This is a genomic window from Microbulbifer thermotolerans (assembly GCF_900112305.1).
GTDB lineage: Bacteria > Pseudomonadota > Gammaproteobacteria > Pseudomonadales > Cellvibrionaceae > Microbulbifer > Microbulbifer thermotolerans.
Genome location: NZ_FOKT01000007.1, coordinates 251,221 through 269,918 on the forward strand (window position 1 = coordinate 251,221; position 18,698 = coordinate 269,918).

At 58.1% G+C, this 18,698-nt stretch carries 9 protein-coding genes; 5 read left to right on the forward strand and 4 right to left on the reverse strand.

Annotated elements, in window-relative coordinates; translation table 11 throughout:
- Positions 1 to 68: 68 nt before the first annotated feature.
- On the forward strand, positions 69 to 5,105 hold the full coding sequence (locus BM155_RS13080; protein WP_254773190.1) for an OmpA family protein: 5,037 nt from the start codon (positions 69 to 71) through the stop codon (positions 5,103 to 5,105).
- Between the two features lie 59 nt (positions 5,106 to 5,164).
- Here the strand turns inward: BM155_RS13080 and moeA are convergent, their stop codons facing one another.
- The gene (gene moeA, locus BM155_RS13085) at positions 5,165 to 6,403 is read right to left on the reverse strand and encodes a molybdopterin molybdotransferase MoeA (RefSeq protein ID WP_074903579.1); all 1,239 of its coding nucleotides are present in this window, start codon (positions 6,401 to 6,403) and stop codon (positions 5,165 to 5,167) included.
- A gap of 81 nt (positions 6,404 to 6,484) precedes the next feature.
- Positions 6,485 to 7,138, reverse strand: coding sequence for a two-component system response regulator NarL (gene narL, locus BM155_RS13090; protein WP_074903580.1), 654 nt, complete (start codon positions 7,136 to 7,138; stop codon positions 6,485 to 6,487).
- A gap of 193 nt (positions 7,139 to 7,331) precedes the next feature.
- Between narL and BM155_RS13095 the strand changes: the two genes are divergently transcribed.
- Positions 7,332 to 8,945: an MFS transporter gene (locus BM155_RS13095; protein WP_067151761.1), complete on the forward strand. Its 1,614-nt coding sequence runs from the start codon at positions 7,332 to 7,334 to the stop codon at positions 8,943 to 8,945.
- Positions 8,946 to 9,233: 288 nt separating this feature from the next.
- A complete protein-coding gene (trhP, locus tag BM155_RS13100) occupies positions 9,234 to 10,538 on the forward strand; it encodes a prephenate-dependent tRNA uridine(34) hydroxylase TrhP (RefSeq protein ID WP_067151764.1) in 1,305 nt (434 codons plus the stop codon).
- 93 nt (positions 10,539 to 10,631) lie between these two features.
- On the opposite strand, the gene BM155_RS13105 is transcribed toward trhP, so the two are convergent.
- Both BM155_RS13105 and BM155_RS13110 read right to left on the reverse strand, forming a co-directional pair.
- Positions 10,632 to 10,904, reverse strand: coding sequence for a hypothetical protein (locus BM155_RS13105; RefSeq protein WP_067151767.1), 273 nt, complete (start codon positions 10,902 to 10,904; stop codon positions 10,632 to 10,634).
- 228 nt (positions 10,905 to 11,132) lie between these two features.
- A complete protein-coding gene (locus BM155_RS13110; RefSeq protein WP_074903581.1) occupies positions 11,133 to 13,031 on the reverse strand; it encodes a histidine kinase in 1,899 nt (632 codons plus the stop codon).
- A 353-nt stretch (positions 13,032 to 13,384) separates the two neighbouring features.
- Between BM155_RS13110 and BM155_RS13115 the strand changes: the two genes are divergently transcribed.
- Together BM155_RS13115 and narH are read left to right on the forward strand one after the other, a co-directional pair.
- The gene (locus BM155_RS13115; RefSeq protein ID WP_074903583.1) at positions 13,385 to 17,146 is read left to right on the forward strand and encodes a nitrate reductase subunit alpha; all 3,762 of its coding nucleotides are present in this window, start codon (positions 13,385 to 13,387) and stop codon (positions 17,144 to 17,146) included.
- Positions 17,143 to 18,690 (forward strand): nitrate reductase subunit beta, encoded by a 1,548-nt coding sequence (narH, locus tag BM155_RS13120; RefSeq protein ID WP_074903585.1) that lies wholly within the window; start codon positions 17,143 to 17,145, stop codon positions 18,688 to 18,690. The genes BM155_RS13115 and narH overlap by 4 nt, the downstream gene beginning before the upstream one ends.
- The last annotated feature ends 8 nt before the right edge of the window (positions 18,691 to 18,698 follow it).

Here is an 18,698-nt window from a genome sequence, read left to right on the forward strand (position 1 = left end):
CTCCCCCAATCTGGATTCTCGCTTTACTGTTCGCGCTTCCCGTGTGCGCGCAGGAAGACGGAGAAATTGTGGAAGCGCCCGCTTCCTGGTGGCAGGTGTGGAAAAAAATTCCCGGTTTGTCACCACAGATAGAGGAGGCGGAAAGCGCATACGAGGAAAAAGCGATCGGTGGCAATACCGAGTCCATGCTGCTCGGCCAGCCGCGTCGTCAGTGGCTCCAGGATGCGACACTGTTTGCCGAGCCGCCGGAACCCGTTGTGGAAGAAAACCTGATCGAGCCGTTCACATTCCGCGAGCTGGACGACGAAATCCCCAGGGATTCTGTCGAGGCGCTGAAGGAAAAACTGCAGGAGCTCGAAGACAAGCCCAATCTGAAACTGCTCTTTATCGGGCACACAGACAGCGGCCCGATGAGTCCGAAGCAGGTGGCGGACTTTGAAGACAAGCGGGAATTTACCCGCGCCCGCGCCGAGCGGGTGGCGAAATTTTTCCAGGAGGCGCTGGCGCTGCCGGAAGAGATGATCGCCTTTGAAGGTCGGGGCGACGAAGAGCCAATTGCGGACAACATTACCAGTGCCGGGCGCGAACTGAATCGCCGCGTGCAGGTGCAGGCCCGCTATGACGCCCTGGATGAAGTTGCCATGGCCGAGCATATCCGCGCCCAGGCACTGGCGTTAAACCGCGTCAAAGTATGCCGCCAGGAAACCGTCTGCCGGTTGCACTACACCGCCGGCAGCGTGCAGCGCGCGCGGCTGAAAAACCTGGTGACACCGCTGCGACTGGAGCCGGGGCAGGTGGATTTACCCGAAGCTTTCGTGCGCCGTATCCGCGAGGTAATGGTCAACCTGGCGGATAAAAATAATCTGGTGATTCACTTTGTCGGCCACACGGATTCTCTGCCATTGCCGGAAGGGCCAGCCAAGTTGTACAGCGATCATATGGCCCTGTCCCGTGCCGAGGCGCGCCGGGTTGCACTGGCGGTGCGCGACGAATTGAACCTGCCGGATGACATGGTAACCAGCAGCGGCAAGGGCGATACGCAGCCGATTGCCGCCAACGATACCCCCAAAGGCCGGGCACTGAACCGCCGTGTGGAAGTGGAATTCTGGTACGACGACCCGCTGGAAACGCCGCTCGACGATGTGCAGGCTTGCCCCGAGGCAGCCGCAGCCGAAACCATCACCATTGCACACGAATCCCCCAATGGTGCCATTGAACCCATCCGCTTCCAAAATGGGGATCCGGTTGTCACCTCAGCACAGCTTGCCCGTATGCAAAGCGCCATGGAAGAGGTGGCAGGTAAGACTAATGTGCGCCTGAGTTTTATCGGCTACAGCGACAATGAGCGCATGGAGCGCCGCGAAGCGATGGTTTACGGTGACGATGTGGGACTCTCCGCCGCCCGTGCGCGCCGTGCTATGGAACAGGTCCAGCGGCAACTGAACCTCAGCGACGAACAGGTCGAGTTCGAAGGGCGCGGCTATGTGCAGTCCGATGATGTGGTCGCCACAGGTTTTATCGCACCCGACGGCGCGCGCGTGGAAGTGCAGGTGCTGTATGACGAGCTGGCGGTTTTGGCGGACAAGGACCTGGTGGAAATAGAGCGCATTGAGCGCGAGGCCAAAACCCACAACCCCTACGCCTTGAATCTGATGCGGATCACCGTGGACGGCGCCCCGGAGTACGATCCCTACAAAAATTCCGCCGATCTGCAGCGCTGTACGGACGTGGCTCTGGAAAACGCCAATATCCGCTTCCGTTTCGACAACAAAAAAATGCAGCCGCGGCTGAATGTAACCGCCTGGCCCAGCAGTATCCGCTACGCCGATGACCCGGACACGGAAATTGCCGACAGCCTTGTGCGCTTTAAGAGTTACAGCAACTATCCGGCATTTATCGAGCGCGCCGAAGTGCGCCTGTTTGAGGAGCAACAGTCGCCGCGGGATGTGCCGCTGGCGGTGGTAGAACTGGATGGAAACGGCGAGGGCAAATGGGAGGCGGCCTTCGAATCTTTTCGCGGACCGCTGAAAAAAATCCAGTACCTGCTGCGGGTATATGACGACAAGGGGCGCTACGACGAAACAAAACCGCAGATGCTGTGGATAGTCGACAGCCTGGACGAAGTGTGGCAAGACGCCGATCCGCAACAGGAGCTGTTGGTGGGTTATGGGGAAAATCGCCTGGCGCGGCGCAGTATTCCCCTGGATGGCAACACAGTACTCGTCAACGGCGCCGGTATCCCCTCAGGCCACACAGTGTGGCTGGGGGGCAATCCAGTGCCGGTCGACGAACAGGGCCGGTTTGTCGCCGAGCAGATTTTCGATCGCGGCACCCACACGGTGGAAGTGGCAGTGTTGGATTCCGAGGGTAACGGCGAACTGTTTCTGCGCGACTTGCAGTTTACCGACAGTGACTGGTTTACCGTTGGTATCGCCGATCTGACCATCGGCTACGACAAAACCAATGGCCCCGCCAAGCTGGTTACCGGCGACGAGACCCACTACGACAACTCCGTCAGCTACGACGGGCGCCTGGCGTTCTACACCAGCGGCGGCTTCGGTGACGGCTGGCGCCTGTCCGCCAGCGCGGACACCGAAGAGGGGCCGTTGGACGAGCTGTTTAGTAATTTCCTGGAAAAATCTCCGGACGCGCTCTTCCGCCGCCTGGACAGCGATCTCTACTACCCCACCTTCGGCGATGATTCCACCGTGGTCGAAGACGCGCCCACTTCCGGCAAGTTCTATGTGAAACTGTCCAAGTACGACGACTACGGCCTGTGGGGCAATTTCAAAGCGGCGTACACCGACAACGAACTGGCTCATATCGATCGTGCCCTCTACGGTGCCAGCGGCCACTACGAGAGCGACGGTATGACCAGCTTTGGCGAGCGGCGTTTTCAGTTGGATGCCTTTGCCGCCGAGCCGGGAACTATCGCCGCCCGCGAAGAGTTTCGCGGCACCGGCGGTTCCCTCTATTTCCTGCGCCACCAGGATATTCTGAGCGGCTCCGAGCGGTTGCGGATCGAGGTGCGGGACAAGGACTCCGGCCTGGTTCTGGGGGTTAAAAACCTGACCGCGGTAGTCGATTACGACATCGACTATATCCAGGGCCGGGTATTACTGAATAAACCCCTGTCGGCGCTGGCCAATGACAACCTGTTGATTCAGGACGGCGCCTACAACGGCAACCCGCAGTATTTGGTGGCCCGCTACGAGTACACGCCGGGCTTTGAAGAGCTGGATACCCTCGCTGTCGGCGGCCGCGCTCACTACTGGTTCGGCGACCATGTAAAACTCGGTTTCAGCGCCTCCCAACAGGAAGAAGAGGGCTACGAGACATCCCTGCAGGGCGTGGACCTGACCCTGCGCAAAAGCGCGGGCAGTTGGTTGAAGATCGAAGTGGCGGACAGCCAGGGCGGCGACCAGGATATCGTCAATTCTTACGACGGCGGTTACAGCTTTGATCAACAGGAGTTGCTGGACCCGGAGGCAAAGGCGGGCGCGTCCAAGTTTGAAGGCCGCCTGCAGCTCAGCGATTTCTTCGAGGGTGTGCGTGGCTCGGGCACCTTCTATCACCAGGAGCGGGAGGCCGGTTTTTCCGCCCCGGGACAATTGGTCAACTATGACACCACCCAGTACGGCGCCAGCCTCAATGTGCCTGTCGGCGATCGCTTCGATTTCGGTGTGAAAGCCGATAACAGCGAGCAGGAGTTCGGCTTACATACGAGTGCGGTGGATGTGATGGTGGGACTGCGTCTCAGCGACCGCTGGCGTCTCGAAGCCGGAGCCCGCAGCGACAGCCGTGAGGATTTCTCACCGGTGGTGCCGGCCACGCAAACACAGGGTGACAGGACCGACATGGCCCTGGAGGCCAGCTACGACTCCGGGGAAAACTGGAGTGCTTTCGGCTTCGTCCAGAACACCATGGAAGTGACCGGTACCCGGGAGGAAAACAACCGCATCGGCTTTGGTGGCGCTTACCGTGTCAATGAGCGCCTGATGCTGGACAGTGAATTGTCCGGTGGCGATACCGGTACCGCCGCGCGCCTGGGTTCTGACTACCTGATTACCGACAGGACCAGCCTCTACCTGAATTACACCCTCGACAACGAGCGCACCGACACCGGCGTGCGCGCGCGCAAGGGCAATATGAGTACGGGCTTCCGCAGCCGCTATTCCGACAGTCTGAGTATTTACGGCGAGGAGCAATACAGTCACGGCGATGTTTCCACCGGTCTGACACACGCCTTGGGGATGGACCTTGCTCCCAATGACCGCTGGAGCTATGGCACCTCCGTCGAAGCGGGCACATTGGAAGATCCGCGCACCGGCGCACGGACGGACCGCCGCGCGCTGGGGGTGAATACGAATTTCAGCAGCGGAGATGTTCGCTTTGCCTCAGCGGTTGAATATCGCACTGATGCGATGGAGACACCGGTGGACGCAGACACTGTTACCGAATCAGAGCGCGACACCTGGCTGCTGAAAAACACCTTCAGTTACCAGATCAATCCGGATTGGCGCCTGGTGGGCAAGCTGAATTATTCCGACAGCAAAAGCTCCCAAGGCGAATTTTACGACGGTAAATTCACTGAGGCGGTAATGGGTTACGCCTACCGCCCGGTGAACAACGACCGCTGGAATACGTTGCTGAAGTACACCTACTTCTACAATGTGCCAACCCAGGACCAGGTGCTGGTGCAAAACAGTGCGACGGAATTTATTCAGAAGAGTCATATTTTTTCCGTCGACACCAGCTACGATATCAGCCGTCGCTGGACGCTCGGTGCCAAGTACGCCTACCGTCTCGGCCAGCTGAGTTTCGACCGCGTGGACCCGGAGTTCTTCGACAGCCGCGCCAGCCTGTACGTGCTGCGCGCCGACTGGCACTTCGTCAATCGCTGGGACCTGTTGATCGAAGGGCGCATGCTTGACCTGCCGGATGCCCAGGACCGCAGAAGTGGTGCCCTGGTCGGCCTTTACCGGCATATGGGCGACCACTTGAAAGTAGGGGTGGGGTACAACTTCACCGACTTTTCCGATGATCTGACCCAGTTGGATTACGACAGTCAGGGCGTCTTCCTGAATATGATCGGCAAGCTGTAAAAACGCCGAGTAATTCGCCCCGCTTTGGTCGCCGCAACCGGTTCCGGAGCGGGGCCCACTCAGGGAGCCAGCGGCACCCCGAGTGGTTCTATCGCAACGCTATCGCCGCTGTCGGCATTGCCGCTGTCGCGCGGCAGAATGATCAGACAGTTGGCCTCCGCGAGGCCGGAGAGAATGTGGCTGCCCTGATTGCCAGCCGGCTCGACGCTCAGGCCGCCCGCCGGGTCCCGGCGATAAATTCCCCGTTGGAAGTCGGTGCGCCCCGGTTTCTTTTTCAGCGCTTTCCCCAGTTTTGCCCGCAGCGGTACCGGTGGACACCAGGTGCCGCCCTGCATCGCGGTCAAGGCGGGCACCACCAGCTGCTGGAAGGTGATCAGCGCGGACACCGGGTTGCCGGGCAGGCCAAAAAAGGGCGTCCCCTGCAGGTGGCCATAGGCGAAGGGTTTACCCGGCTTCATGGCGACTTTCCAGAAATTGACCCGCCCCATTTCCTCGAGTACTTCCCGGGTGTAATCGGCATCGCCTACCGAGACCCCGCCAGAGGTAATAATGGCATCGGCATCGCGGGCGGCGCGGGCCAGTTTTTCCCGGATAATTGCCTTGTCGTCGGGCAGTATGCCCAGATCGAGCGTATCGACGCCCAGCTGCGTCAGCGCGGCCAGCAGTGCGGTGCGGTTGCAGTCGTAGATTTCGCCGTTGCCGAGTGTGGCCCCCGGCGGGCGCAGTTCATCCCCGGTGGAAAATAGGGCGATCACCGGGCGTCGGTACACCGTCACCACACCGATACCGACGGCAGCGAGCAGGGCGATGCGGGCCACCGATAGCCGCGTGCCGGCCTCCAGCAGCGCGTCCCCCTCGGCCACATCTTCTCCGCGCCGGCGGATATGCTCACCCCGGCGCAAGGTTCCGCGTACAAAGACGGATTTTCCCTGTCGCTCAACCTGTTCCTGCATCACCACGGTATTGGCGCCAGCGGGCAGGGCGGCACCGGTCATGATGCGCACACAGGTCCCGGGCGCGACCTCGCCGCTGAAGGGGCGGCCGGCGAAGGCGCTGCCGGCCAAGCGGAGCGGTTTGCCGTCCTCGAGATCTGCAAGCCGCAGCGCGTAGCCGTCCATCGCCGAATTGTCGCAGGGCGGGAGGTTGATACCGGCAATTTGAGGCGCGGCCAGTACTCGTCCGCAGGCCTGCGCCAGGGGAATCGTCTCAGTGTCCTCCACCGGGATCATATCTCGCAACAAGGTCGCCCTGGCTGTTTCGATAGGAATCAGGCCGGGTTGAGTACAGCAGTCAGTCATGGGGATTCCTGCAGGGGTAAGGCGTGTGATTTTCGAGGCGTCGCCCGCGGGGCCGCGAGCGCGGCCCAGTATTTATCGGCATCAGCGGGATTCGGCCCGCTTCTGATTGACCATCCACACCGCGGCTTCCACCCGCGAGCGCATCCCAAGTTTTTTCAGCAGGTGTTTCACGTGCACTTTGACAGTGGCATCGCTGATATCCAGTTCGCGGGCGATGAGTTTGTTGCTCAGGCCGTCTGCGATCAATTGCAGAATCTGGTACTCGCGGCTTGTCAGGGTGGAGAGTGTATCGGCACCAGACTGGTCGGGCTTGCGCAATGCGGAGGCGAGAATTTCGGTCAGGCGCTGGCTGATGGCCATTTTGCCGTGGGTGGCCGCCAGCACCTGTTGGAGAATGTCTTCCGGGTCCATATCTTTCAGTAAATAGCCGTCGGCGCCGGCGCGGATACAGGCAACGACATCCGCGTTGTTGTCGGACACGGTCAGCATCACGATGCGCGCGGACACGCCGGCCGCGCGCATGGTCCGCAGCGTATCCAACCCGTCCATGCCGCGCATATTCAGGTCGAGCAGAATCAGGTCTGGGTCACACTCGTCGGCCAGCTTCACCGCTTCCGCTCCACTGCTGGCTTCCGCCACCAGTTCCAGGCGCGGTTCCAGGCTGAAGAGTTGCATCAGTCCTTTGCGGAACAGAGGGTGATCATCGACCATCATCACTCTTGCCGGGTTGGACATGAGTACTCCTGCGTTCAATGGGTTTACGGGCGTGTCTGGCGGACATGCTAGCACAGGAAAATGGGTGCAAACGCCGACTACCCCTTAGGAGGTATAGGATGAAAAAGGGGTACTTATTGATGGTAATTGAGCGGCCGTCCGCCACTGTCCATAGTCGCAGTCGAGAATAGCTAACCGATCAGGAGCCGAGACTGTGTCTGACATTTATGAATGGACCCCGGAAAACAGCCAGTTTTGGCAATCCAGGGGTAAAAAAATAGCGACCCGCAACCTGTGGATTTCCATCCTCAGCCTGCTGTCCGGATTTGCCGTGTGGCTCTACTGGGGAATCATTACCGTACAGATGCTCAACCTGGGATTCCCAATTGCCAAATCCGAACTCTTTACGCTGATGGCCATCGCCGGATTGACGGGTGCCACGCTGCGGATTCCCAGCAGTTTCTTTATCCGCCTGTGCGGCGGGCGCAATACCATTGTGTTCACCACCGCGCTGTTAATTATCCCCGCCCTGGGTACGGGCATAGCCCTGCAGGACAGGGACACGCCGCTGTGGGTGTTTCAGCTGCTGGCATTGCTCAGCGGATTCGGTGGCGGCAACTTTGCCTCTTCTATGTCCAATATCAGTTTTTTCTTTCCCCGGGAAAAGCAGGGCCTGGCACTGGGACTGAATGCCGGCCTGGGCAATTTCGGCGTGACCACCATGCAGATCATCGTGCCGTTGTTTATGACCTTCGGCGCATTTGGTGCTATGGGTGGCGATCCAATGGTTCTGGTGAGTGCATCCGGGTCTCTGATCGGTAAGGTGCCGGCGGGTTCTGAATCCTGGATTCAAAATGCGGGTTTTGTCTGGCTGTTGTTGCTGATCCCCCTCGTGGTGGCAACCTGGTTTGGTATGGACAATATCCGCACCGATGAAGTCTCCCCCGATATCGGCAGTCCCCTAGCCAGCTTTGCCAAAATCACCTTGATGTTGGGCATTGGCCTGGGCACCGCCCTGATCGGCCTGTGGCTGATTTTGCCGGAAAGTGCCAATGGAGCGGGCTGGCAGCTGCCCAAGGAAATTGTCTTACTGATGGTGATTTTCGGTACCGTTTACGGCCTGAAAATGCTGCCCGGTGATATCCGCAGCAGTCTCAATCGCCAGTACCGTATTTTCAATAATAAGCATACCTGGGTGATGAGTGTGATCTACACCATGACCTTTGGCAGCTTTATCGGCTTTTCCGCCGCGTTTCCCCTGGCCATCAAAGTGATCTTCGGATACAGCCACGTGATGGTCGATGGCGTGATGACGCACGATACTATTAATCCCAGCGGTCCCAGCTCATTGATGTACGCCTGGATGGGCCCGTTTATCGGTGCGCTGATTCGCCCCGTGGGCGGATGGATTGCGGACCGCGTCGGCGGCGCTCTGGTGACACAAATCTGTGCCCTGATTATGGTTGCCAGTGCGCTGGGTGTCGCCTATTACATGAAAGCGGCTTACGCCTCCGCCACACCTGAAGAATATTTTCTGCCTTTCTTCCTGCTCTTTCTGACCCTGTTTGCGGCCACAGGCATCGGCAACGGCTCCACTTTTCGCACCATCGCCATGGTATTCCCAAAAGAGCAGGCGGGCCCGGTATTGGGTTGGACTTCCGCGGTTGCGGCCTATGGAGCCTTTTATATCCCTCAGGTGTTCGGCGAGCAGATCAAGGCGACAACCCCGGAGTACGCGCTGGCCGGCTTTGCCCTGTTTTATGCGGTGTGCTTGTTGATCAACTACTGGTTCTATTTGCGCAAGGACGGCGAGTTCTATAATCCATAACAATTTCCGCTGTGTGTTGCGGCTTAGGGGAGTCGGTACTCCCCTTTTTTGTGCGTGGAAAATATGTCTGTCGCACTGGGACTGTCGGGGAATCCCTGATTATTCATCGCCGTGCCGCCCGCAGCCTCCCGGAGCGGGGGGCTTGTGCGTACTTTGACTGCGTTGGCCCGTGTGATCTCGGAAAGTTGGGGTACAATTGCAGCCCGCAGCCGTGCGGCTGTGTGGATAACATCGCAAGAAGCAATAACGAGGCGGGATCAACTCCCCCCTCCCACGCGGAAGTAAGCCATGACTGAACTCCTTTCCCCGGCCGGGACTTTGAAAAGCATGCGTTTTGCCTTTGCCTACGGCGCCGATGCAGTCTACGTGGGCCAGCCGCGCTATAGCCTGCGGGTGCGGAATAACGAATTCAACCGGATGGAGAATCTGGCGGCGGCAGTCGAAGAAGCCCACAGCCAGGGCAAGAAGATCTATGTGGCCAGTAACGTGGCTCCGCACAACGACAAGTTGCGCAGTTACCTCCGCGACATGGAGCCGGTGATTGAAATGGGACCGGATGCACTGATCATGTCCGACCCCGGGCTGATTATGCTGGTACGCGAACACTGGCCGGACATGCCGGTACACCTCTCGGTGCAGGCCAACGCAGTCAACTGGGCCACGGTGAAGTTCTGGCAGCAACAGGGGCTGGAGCGGGTCATCCTCTCGCGGGAACTGTCCCTAGACGAAATTGAAGAAATCCGCATGCGCTGTCCAGAGATGGAGCTGGAAGTCTTCGTCCATGGCGCGCTCTGTATGGCCTACTCCGGGCGCTGTCTGCTGTCCGGCTATATCAACCACCGGGATTCCAACCAGGGGGCCTGCACCAACGCCTGCCGCTGGGAATACAATGCCCATCCGGCGCGGGAAACGGAGACCGGCGACCTGATTGCCGCAGTGGAGGTGGACCCGTCCAGCGGGCACCCCGAGCCCATGTTGTTGCAGGAAAAAAACCGTCCAGGTGAACTGATTCCCGTGTACGAGGACGAGCACGGCACCTACATCATGAATTCCAAGGATTTGCGCGCGGTGCAGCATGTGCAGCGCCTGGTGCAGATGGGAATCCATTCCTTGAAGATCGAAGGCCGCACTAAGTCCCACTATTACGTTGCGCGTACTGCCCAAGTCTATCGCCGCGCGATCGACGACGCGCTGGCCGGTCGCGAGTTCGATTTTGAACTCATGGCCAGTCTCGAACATCTGGCCAACCGCGGTTACACCGAGGGGTTTTATCGCCGCCACGTGCCCAGCGAATTCCAGAATTACGAAAAGGGCGTATCCAGCAACGCCAGCCGACAGTTTGTCGGCGAGGCACTGGCCCTGGAAGATGGCTGGATGACCGTCGAAGTAAAAAACCGCTTCGAGCGCGGCGATCAGCTGGAGCTGGTTACTCCCGGCGGCAACCAGAGCTTCCGCCTCGAAGTGCTGGAGTCCGAGCGCGGTGAATCTCTGGATGTGGCGCCGGGATCCGGCCACGTGGTGCGCATGCGCCTGCCGCTGGAACTGCCTGCCGAGCATGTCGGCTATAGCATGTTGATGCGCTATATCGACTGATCAGATACGGGCGGCCGCTTGCTGCGCAAAAGGCCGCTGAAAATTTCCATCTCTGATACGCGCGATTCAGTCACAGAGAAACCCGGCTGCGCTTCAAAGGGGCTCCACCAGTTGGTTGGCCGCCAGCGCCTGGTGAATACGGCGGCAGGTTTTTGCGAATTTGGAAACATCGCCCAGGGAGGGTTTTTCACCATTGTCGAGGCGTTGCTCCCAGTCTTCCAGTTCCTGGTCCAGGTATTCGAGCAGTTTTTTCGGGCATCCGCGACAGGGGCCGGCGCAGAGTGCGGCGGCGGGCAGGTTGAATGGCATTGTATTGCGGACTTCAGTGATCAGCCCGCGCATTGCGGTGACGGTATCGGGTTTCAAGGCATTTCCAACGGTTTTGATGGGGCTCTGATTGCTTTTAGGAACCCCTATAAATTCGTATGAGCCGTGTAGCGGGTTTCGGGATGCTCGGGCAATGGGGTGTCATTTCGAAAACGCGCGGGTGCGCCCCTGTAGCTCCGTCATCGATTCCTTAAATCTGTTATACTCTCCACGTTTAATGGCCGCTTTCCCAAAACATCCTTTTCCAAGATCAGAGGCGCAACAATGTCACCCATTTGTCCGGGAAGCGAAAAGTAAGTGCAAATCTGCTTGAGTCTGGTTGTTTTCTTGTGTCTGCTGCGCGCGTGCGTATTCGGGGATAAATGAAAAGCTGACCTCTGTACCCCCGGTTTCGCGGCGGCGGATAATGAGTTCGCCGCCGAGGTTACTGGCGCGCTCCTGCATAATGGACATACCGAAATGATTCCGTTTCTCCGGTGCATCGCTGATACCTTTACCGTTGTCCCGGACGCTGGCGAAAACTCGCTGTCCTTCTCCCGGCAACAGACTGATGGAAACGCGGTCGCCCCAGGAGTGGTAAACGGCATTTTGCGATGCCTCGCGCACCAGTTGCAGCAGGTGAATTTCTTCGTTGGGAGTAAGGGGAATTTCTTCCAGTTCGTAGTGGAGTTCGATGGCGATTTCCGGGTGCTGTTCGCGGTATTGTTCCACGGAGCGGCAGAGGATATTGTGCAGTCCACCTTCCGATACCTGCAGGCGAAAGGTGGTGAGCAGTTCTCGCAGTTGGCGATAGGAGGCGTCCAGCCCCTGTTTCAATTCTTCTGAGATTTCGCTGATTTGTGCGCGATCAATGTTTTCCCCCCGAGTACAGCGATTGAGGCGCGCGACCTGAATTTTCAGATAGGACAGCGACTGCGCCAGGGAGTCGTGCAACTCGCGGGCGATAATGGCGCGCTCGTTCATCAGTGCCACGCGGCGTTCCTGCTGGCCGCGCTCTTTGAGTGTAATGGCGGTGGTGATCGCATCGGCGAAGGCGCTGAGGCGCAGTTGCTGCTCGCGGTGTAGCAGCTGGTTGCGCGGCAGGCTGCAAACGAGGACTCCGTAGTTGCGCTTGTCCGCCTCCAGGGGGAATCGGTAAAGGCGCTGATTCGCACGCTCCGAGGGACCACAGGCGTGCGAGCAATTATAGCAGTCGCGCTCGGTGCAACTCTGGTTTCCCCGGCCGTGGATTAAATGTTCATAGGGCGTTTCTCCCCGGGGCGTCATCAGACACAGGTCCAGGTCGTTGAGTCCGGTCAGTTCGCTGAATTCCTTCAGCCACGGTTTCAGCTCGGCGCCTACGAGCGTTCCTTCGCTAATGCGTCGCGCCAAGCGGTACTGAAAATCGAGCACCTCGTGGCTTTTGCGCAGCTGCTTGGTTTTTTCCTTTACCCGCTCTTCCAGTTGACGGTGCGTTTGGTCGATCACTTCACTCATACGCCGGATCGTCTGCGTGAGGAGACCGAGTTCGTCTTCACTGTGCAGGGTCAAGCGCGGGCGGAAGTTGCCGCGTGCGATTTCTCGGCAGCTGGAGATGAGTTCCCTGAGGGGCTGCTCCACGGAGCGCGACAGGGTAAACACCGAGAAGTAAACCAGGGTGATGGTGGCGAACAGAGAAGCCAGTTGCACCAATCGCAAGAATTTCACTTTTTGCTCGGCGATACGCTGGTAGTCGAGGACCAACCTGTCCACCTTGGTGACGAAAGCGTCTGTGAAGGCCAGCAACTCCCGGCTGGCGATCGCCCTTTCTCCGGCGGCGACGTCATTCAACAGTGGTCGTATCTTCTGTTGCCATTCTTGCTGTACGGCGCGGAAATTGTCTGCCTCGGTGGATGCGTCTGAGAGTGGAAAACTGGAGATGGTGGAAATTTTTTGCAGCTGCTTGTCCAGCGCCGCCGTCATTTCCCGTGTGGATTGGGTGTCACCGCTTTGTGCCGCAGCGGTCAGTTTGTAGCTCAGCGCACGCACGAAACCGGACAGGTTGATGGCTTCGGCATCGTGCTGAGCGGCGTCCGAGATCACATAGGAGGCCACCATGGAGCTGATGGCGATTACCGCCGTGAGCAGAAGCAAACCGCCGATACGGAAGACAATGGACTGTCGGACGCGCTTCAATACTTTGGCCATGGCAAGCCCCTCGCTGTTGCGGACACATTATGCCCGATGGAATTTTCATTGGGGAACCCTTGATACATTTGTATACCTGCACGGTAACCGCGTTTACGCCAGTAAAGCAGTGGTTACTTGGTAGTACTCCCAAAAAGCCGGCTGCCCGCGCCCGGCGCGCGCGCGGGAGGAAAATTTTTCCTCGCGCCAGACACCGTCGCACTTTAACCGGAAAAGAGAAATTTTGTTCTACCCCAAAAGGGGTAGACGGCAATTTGAAGTCGATTTTTCCCCCGGTGTATTCACTCCCGGCAGCTTTTATATTCCGCTCCATCCGCTAATCACATACCGGCGTCTATGTCTCGGAGTAATGTATGAGCCACTTTCTGGACCGACTGAAGTATTTCAAAAAGCAACGGGAGCCTTTTGCCGACGGCCATGGCGAAAAGACCGATGATGACCGCAGTTGGGAAGATGGTTACCGCCGCCGCTGGCAGTTCGACAAGATTGTGCGCTCCACCCACGGGGTGAACTGCACGGGATCCTGCAGCTGGAAAATTTACGTAAAAGACGGGCTGGTCACCTGGGAAACTCAACAGACAGATTATCCGCGCACGCGCCCCGATTTGCCTAATCACGAGCCACGGGGTTGCCCCAGGGGCGCCAGCTACTCCTGGTACATGTACTCCGCCAACCGGCTCAAGTACCCGAAAATCCGCAAGCGCCTGGTGAAGCTATGGCGTCAGGCCAAGCTCGAGCATGCGGATCCGGTGGATGCCTGGGCCAGCATTGTCGAGGATCCAGAAAAAGCGAAGTCATATAAAGCCTGCCGCGGTATGGGCGGTTTTGTACGCGCGGACTGGAGCGAGGTCAACGAGCTGATCGCTAGCGCCAATATCTACACCGCGAAGCGCTACGGTCCCGACCGCATCTCCGGTTTCTCACCAATTCCGGCCATGTCCATGGTGTCCTACGCCGCCGGTGCCCGCTATTTGTCGCTGATCGGCGGCAACTGCCTGAGCTTTTACGACTGGTACTGCGACCTGCCGCCGGCTTCTCCGCAGATCTGGGGGGAGCAGACCGACGTGCCGGAATCTGCCGACTGGTACAACTCAAACTACCTCATCGTATGGGGATCCAATGTCCCTCAGACTCGCACCCCGGATGCGCATTTTCTCAGTGAAGTGCGCTACAAGGGCACCAAGACTTGTGTGATCACCTCCGATTACTCCGAGTGCTCCAAGTTTGGCGATACCTGGCTGGCACCGCGCCAGGGCACTGATGCGGCTCTGGCGATGGCTTTTGGCCATGTGATTCTCAAAGAGTTTCACGTGGAAAAGCCCAGTGCCTATTTCACCGAATATGTACGCACATACACGGATATGCCGATGCTGGTCACTCTGGAGAAAAAAGGTGTCCGGCTGATCCAGGGCCGTTTCCTGCGCGCGTCTGATCTGGTGGACAACCTGGGGCAGGGCAATAACCCGGCGTGGAAAACCGTGGCGCTCAACAAAGACGGGCGCCTGGTATCGCCGAATGGCTCCATCGGTTACCGGTGGGGGGAAAAAGGGAAATGGAATATCGAGCAGCGCGACGGTGCCGATGGTTCCGACGTGACACTTCAACTCAGCCTGAAAGACTGTGCCGATACCATTGCCACTGTGGCCTTCCCTTATTTTGGCGGCACCGCACACGAGTATGACTATTTCCAGAACACCGGCCACGACGATGTGATCGAACGCCTTGTGCCGGTGAAAAAGATCCGCGGCGCTGATGGGGAAACCATCCTGGTGGCCAGTGTCTATGACCTGACCTTAGCCAATTACGGTGTGGAGCAGGGACTGCAAGACCCCAATTGCGCACATGGTTACGACGAAGACAAACCCTATACCCCGGCCTGGCAAGAGCGCGTGACCGGCGTGCCCCGGGGAGAGGTGATCCGGGTCGCGCGGGAGTTCGCCACCACCGCCGATAAGACCCGCGGGCGCTCTATGGTTATAGTCGGCGCGGCGCTGAATCACTGGTATCACATGGATATGAGTTACCGCGGCCTGATCAATATGTTGATGATGTGTGGCTGTATCGGCCAGAGTGGCGGTGGCTGGGCCCACTATGTGGGACAGGAGAAACTGCGCCCGCAGACCGGCTGGACACCTCTGGCTTTCGCGCTTGACTGGCAGCGACCACCGCGCCATATGAACGGTACCTCCTTCTTCTACAACCACTCCAACCAGTGGCGTTATGAAAAACTGGAAATGGCCGAAGTGGTCTCGCCGTTGGCCGACAAGGATAAGTGGAGTGGTTCCATTATCGACTTCAACAGCCGCGCAGAGCGGATGGGGTGGTTGCCGTCTGCACCGCAGCTGGGAGTCAACCCGCTGCAGTTGACCCGGGAAGCGGCAGCCGCGGGTATGGACCCGAAAGACTATGCCGTGCAACAGCTGCAGAGCGGCGAGTTGAAGTTTGCCAACCAGGACCCGGACAACCCGCAGAATTTCCCGCGCAACCTGTTTATCTGGCGTTCCAACCTGCTGGGTTCTTCGGGCAAAGGACACGAGTATATGCTGCGGCACTTGCTCGGTACCCGGCACGGACTGATGGGCAAGGATCTGGGAGAAGCCGGCGGCAAAAAGCCGGAAGACATCACCTGGCACGATGAGCCGCGCGAGGGCAAGGTCGATCTACTGGTGACGTTGGATTTCCGCATGTCCACCACTTGCCTTTATTCCGACATCGTTCTGCCCACCGCCACCTGGTATGAAAAGGACGATATGAATACGTCCGATATGCACCCGTTTATCCACCCGCTGACAAAAGCCGTGGACCCGGCTTGGGAAGCGCGCAGCGACTGGGAAATTTTCAAGGGGATAGCCAAAACCTTCTCCGATCTCTGCGAAGGTCACTTGGGTGTGGAAAAGGACTTGGTGACCCTGCCGATTCACCACGATACCCCGGGAGAAATTGCCCAGCCATTTGCCGTTAAAGCCTGGTGGAAAGGGGAGTGCGATCTGGTGCCGGGGGTAACCGCACCGAGCATGATCCTGGTGGAGCGCGACTACCCGAACACCTACAACCGTTTCACATCAGTAGGACCGCTGCTGGAGAAAATCGGCAACGGCGGTAAGGGGATTAGCTGGAATACCGAAGCGGAAGTGGATTTCCTGAAAAAACTGAACCGCACCTACCGGGAGGAATCGGAACGCGACGGTCGCGCCAAAATCGAAACGGCGGTGGATGCCGCGGAGATGATTCTCTCCCTTGCCCCGGAGACCAACGGACAGGTGGCGGTAAAAGCCTGGCAGGCGTTGGGTGAAATTACCGGGCGCGACCACACGCACTTGGCAAAACCGAAAGAAGAAGAAAAGATCCGCTTTAACGATATTGTCGCCCAGCCGCGCAAAATCATTTCCTCGCCCACATGGTCCGGCCTTGAAGACGAGCACGTGAGTTACAACGCGGGATATACCAATGTCCACGAGTATATTCCCTGGCGCACCATCACCGGCCGTCAGCAGTTCTACCAGGACCACGAATGGATGCGCGATTTCGGCGAGAACATGTGCGTGTACAAGCCACCGATCAACTTGAAAACCGTTGCACCGGTATTGAACAAAAAGCCGAATGGAAACCGGGAAATTATTTTGAACTGGATTACGCCACACCAAAAGTGGGGTATTCACAGTACCTATTCCGACAACCTGCTGATGCTGACCTTATCCCGCGGCGGTCCCATCGTATGGATGAGCGAGACGGATGCCAGACAGGCGGGTATCGAAGACAACGACTGGATTGAGATCTTCAATGTCAACGGCGCTATTGCCGCCCGCGCCGTGGTTTCGCAGCGGGTGCCCGATGGCATGGCGATGATGTATCACGCCCAGGAGCGCATTGTGAACACACCCGGTGCGGAAACCACCGGCACACGTGGCGGTATCCACAACTCTGTGACCCGCGCCGTAATGAAACCGACACATATGATCGGTGGCTATGCGCAGCAGTCTTACGGTTTCAATTACTACGGAACCGTCGGCTGCAACCGGGATGAATTTGTCATTGTGAGAAAGATGAACAAGGTCGACTGGCTCGACGGGGAAGACGTTAAAGCGGCGGCGGCCGCGGAGGAGGCTGTGCAATGAAAGTGAGAGCCCAGATCGGCATGGTGCTGAACCTCGATAAGTGTATCGGCTGCCACACCTGCTCGGTGACCTGTAAAAATGTTTGGACGTCCCGCGAAGGGGTTGAGTACGCCTGGTTCAACAATGTTGAGACCAAGCCCGGTATCGGCTATCCGAAGGACTGGGAAAACCAGGAAAAGTACAAGGGGGGCTGGATTCGCAAAAAGAACGGAAAACTGGAACCGCGCCAAGGGGGCAAGCACCGCATACTGGCGAATATCTTCGGCAATCCGCACATGCCGGAAATTGATGACTACTACGAGCCTTTTGATTTCGATTACCAGGATCTGCACAAGGCGCCGCAGCAAAAACATCAGCCGGTAGCGCGGCCGCGCTCACTGATCAGTGGCCAGCGGATGGAAAAAATTGATTGGGGTCCCAACTGGGAGGAAATCCTCGGTACAGAATTCGACAAGCGCAGACAAGACAAAAACTTTGAGCAGGTACAGGCGGATATATACGGTGAATTCGAAAACACCTTTATGATGTATCTGCCGCGCCTGTGCGAGCACTGTCTCAACCCCGCCTGTGTGGCGTCTTGTCCGAGTGGCGCTATCTATAAGCGCGAGGAAGACGGCATAGTCCTGATCGATCAGGATAAATGCCGGGGCTGGCGCATGTGTGTTTCCGGCTGTCCCTATAAAAAAATCTATTACAACTGGAAAAGCGGCAAGTCCGAAAAGTGCATCTTCTGTTATCCGCGCATTGAATCCGGTCAGCCCACTGTCTGCTCCGAAACCTGTGTCGGGCGCATTCGTTACCTGGGGGTGCTGCTGTACGATGCCGACCGCATCGCGGAAGCTGCGGCAGTCGAGAACGAGAAAGACCTGTACCGCGCCCAGTGCGATATTTTTCTCGATCCACACGATCCCAAAGTACAGGAGGCTGCGCGCGCGGAAGGTATTCCGCAGTCATGGCTCGATGCTGCACAGCAATCGCCGGTCTACAAAATGGCCATTGACTGGCAGGTGGCGCTGCCCCTGCACCCGGAATATCGCACTCTGCCGATGGTCTGGTATGTGCCGCCGCTGTCCCCGATTCAAAATGCCGTTCAGGCGGGTGAGGTGGAAACGGTAACCGTCGGTATGAATGCCGAGATACCCGACCTCTCCACCCTGCGGATACCGTTGAAGTATTTGGCCAACCTGCTCACTGCAGGTGATGAAGCGCCAGTGGCGCGCGCGTTGGAACGCATGATTGTAATGCGCGCCTATATGCGCGGGGTTCATGTCGACGGTGTGCAGGATCGGGAATTGCTCGAAGCGGCGGGCATGACGGTACAGCAGGTGGAGGATATGTACCGCTACATGGCGCTGGCTAATTACGAGGACCGCTTTGTGGTGCCTTCCAGCTATAAGTCCTACGCGGAAAGCGCCTACGACATTAAATCCGCCTGTGGTTTCAGTTTCGGTAACGGCTGCAGCACCGGCAATGATCCCGTAAATATATTTGGGGGTAAAAAACAAACGGTTCGCGAAATCATCCCAGCGAAAGTTGCTGATTAGTGAGAGAA

What these genes read in the sequence shown, in the direction of transcription:
- narL (WP_074903580.1), bottom strand. Translation starts at nt 7,138, where the DNA reads ATGTCCAACCCGGCAAGAGTGATGATGGTCGATGATCACCCTCTGTTC.
- BM155_RS13115 (WP_074903583.1), top strand. Translation starts at nt 13,385, where the DNA reads ATGAGCCACTTTCTGGACCGACTGAAGTATTTCAAAAAGCAACGGGAG.
- trhP (WP_067151764.1), top strand. Translation starts at nt 9,234, where the DNA reads ATGACTGAACTCCTTTCCCCGGCCGGGACTTTGAAAAGCATGCGTTTT.
- narH (WP_074903585.1), top strand. Translation starts at nt 17,143, where the DNA reads ATGAAAGTGAGAGCCCAGATCGGCATGGTGCTGAACCTCGATAAGTGT.
- moeA (WP_074903579.1), bottom strand. Translation starts at nt 6,403, where the DNA reads ATGACTGACTGCTGTACTCAACCCGGCCTGATTCCTATCGAAACAGCC.
- BM155_RS13110 (WP_074903581.1), bottom strand. Translation starts at nt 13,031, where the DNA reads ATGGCCAAAGTATTGAAGCGCGTCCGACAGTCCATTGTCTTCCGTATC.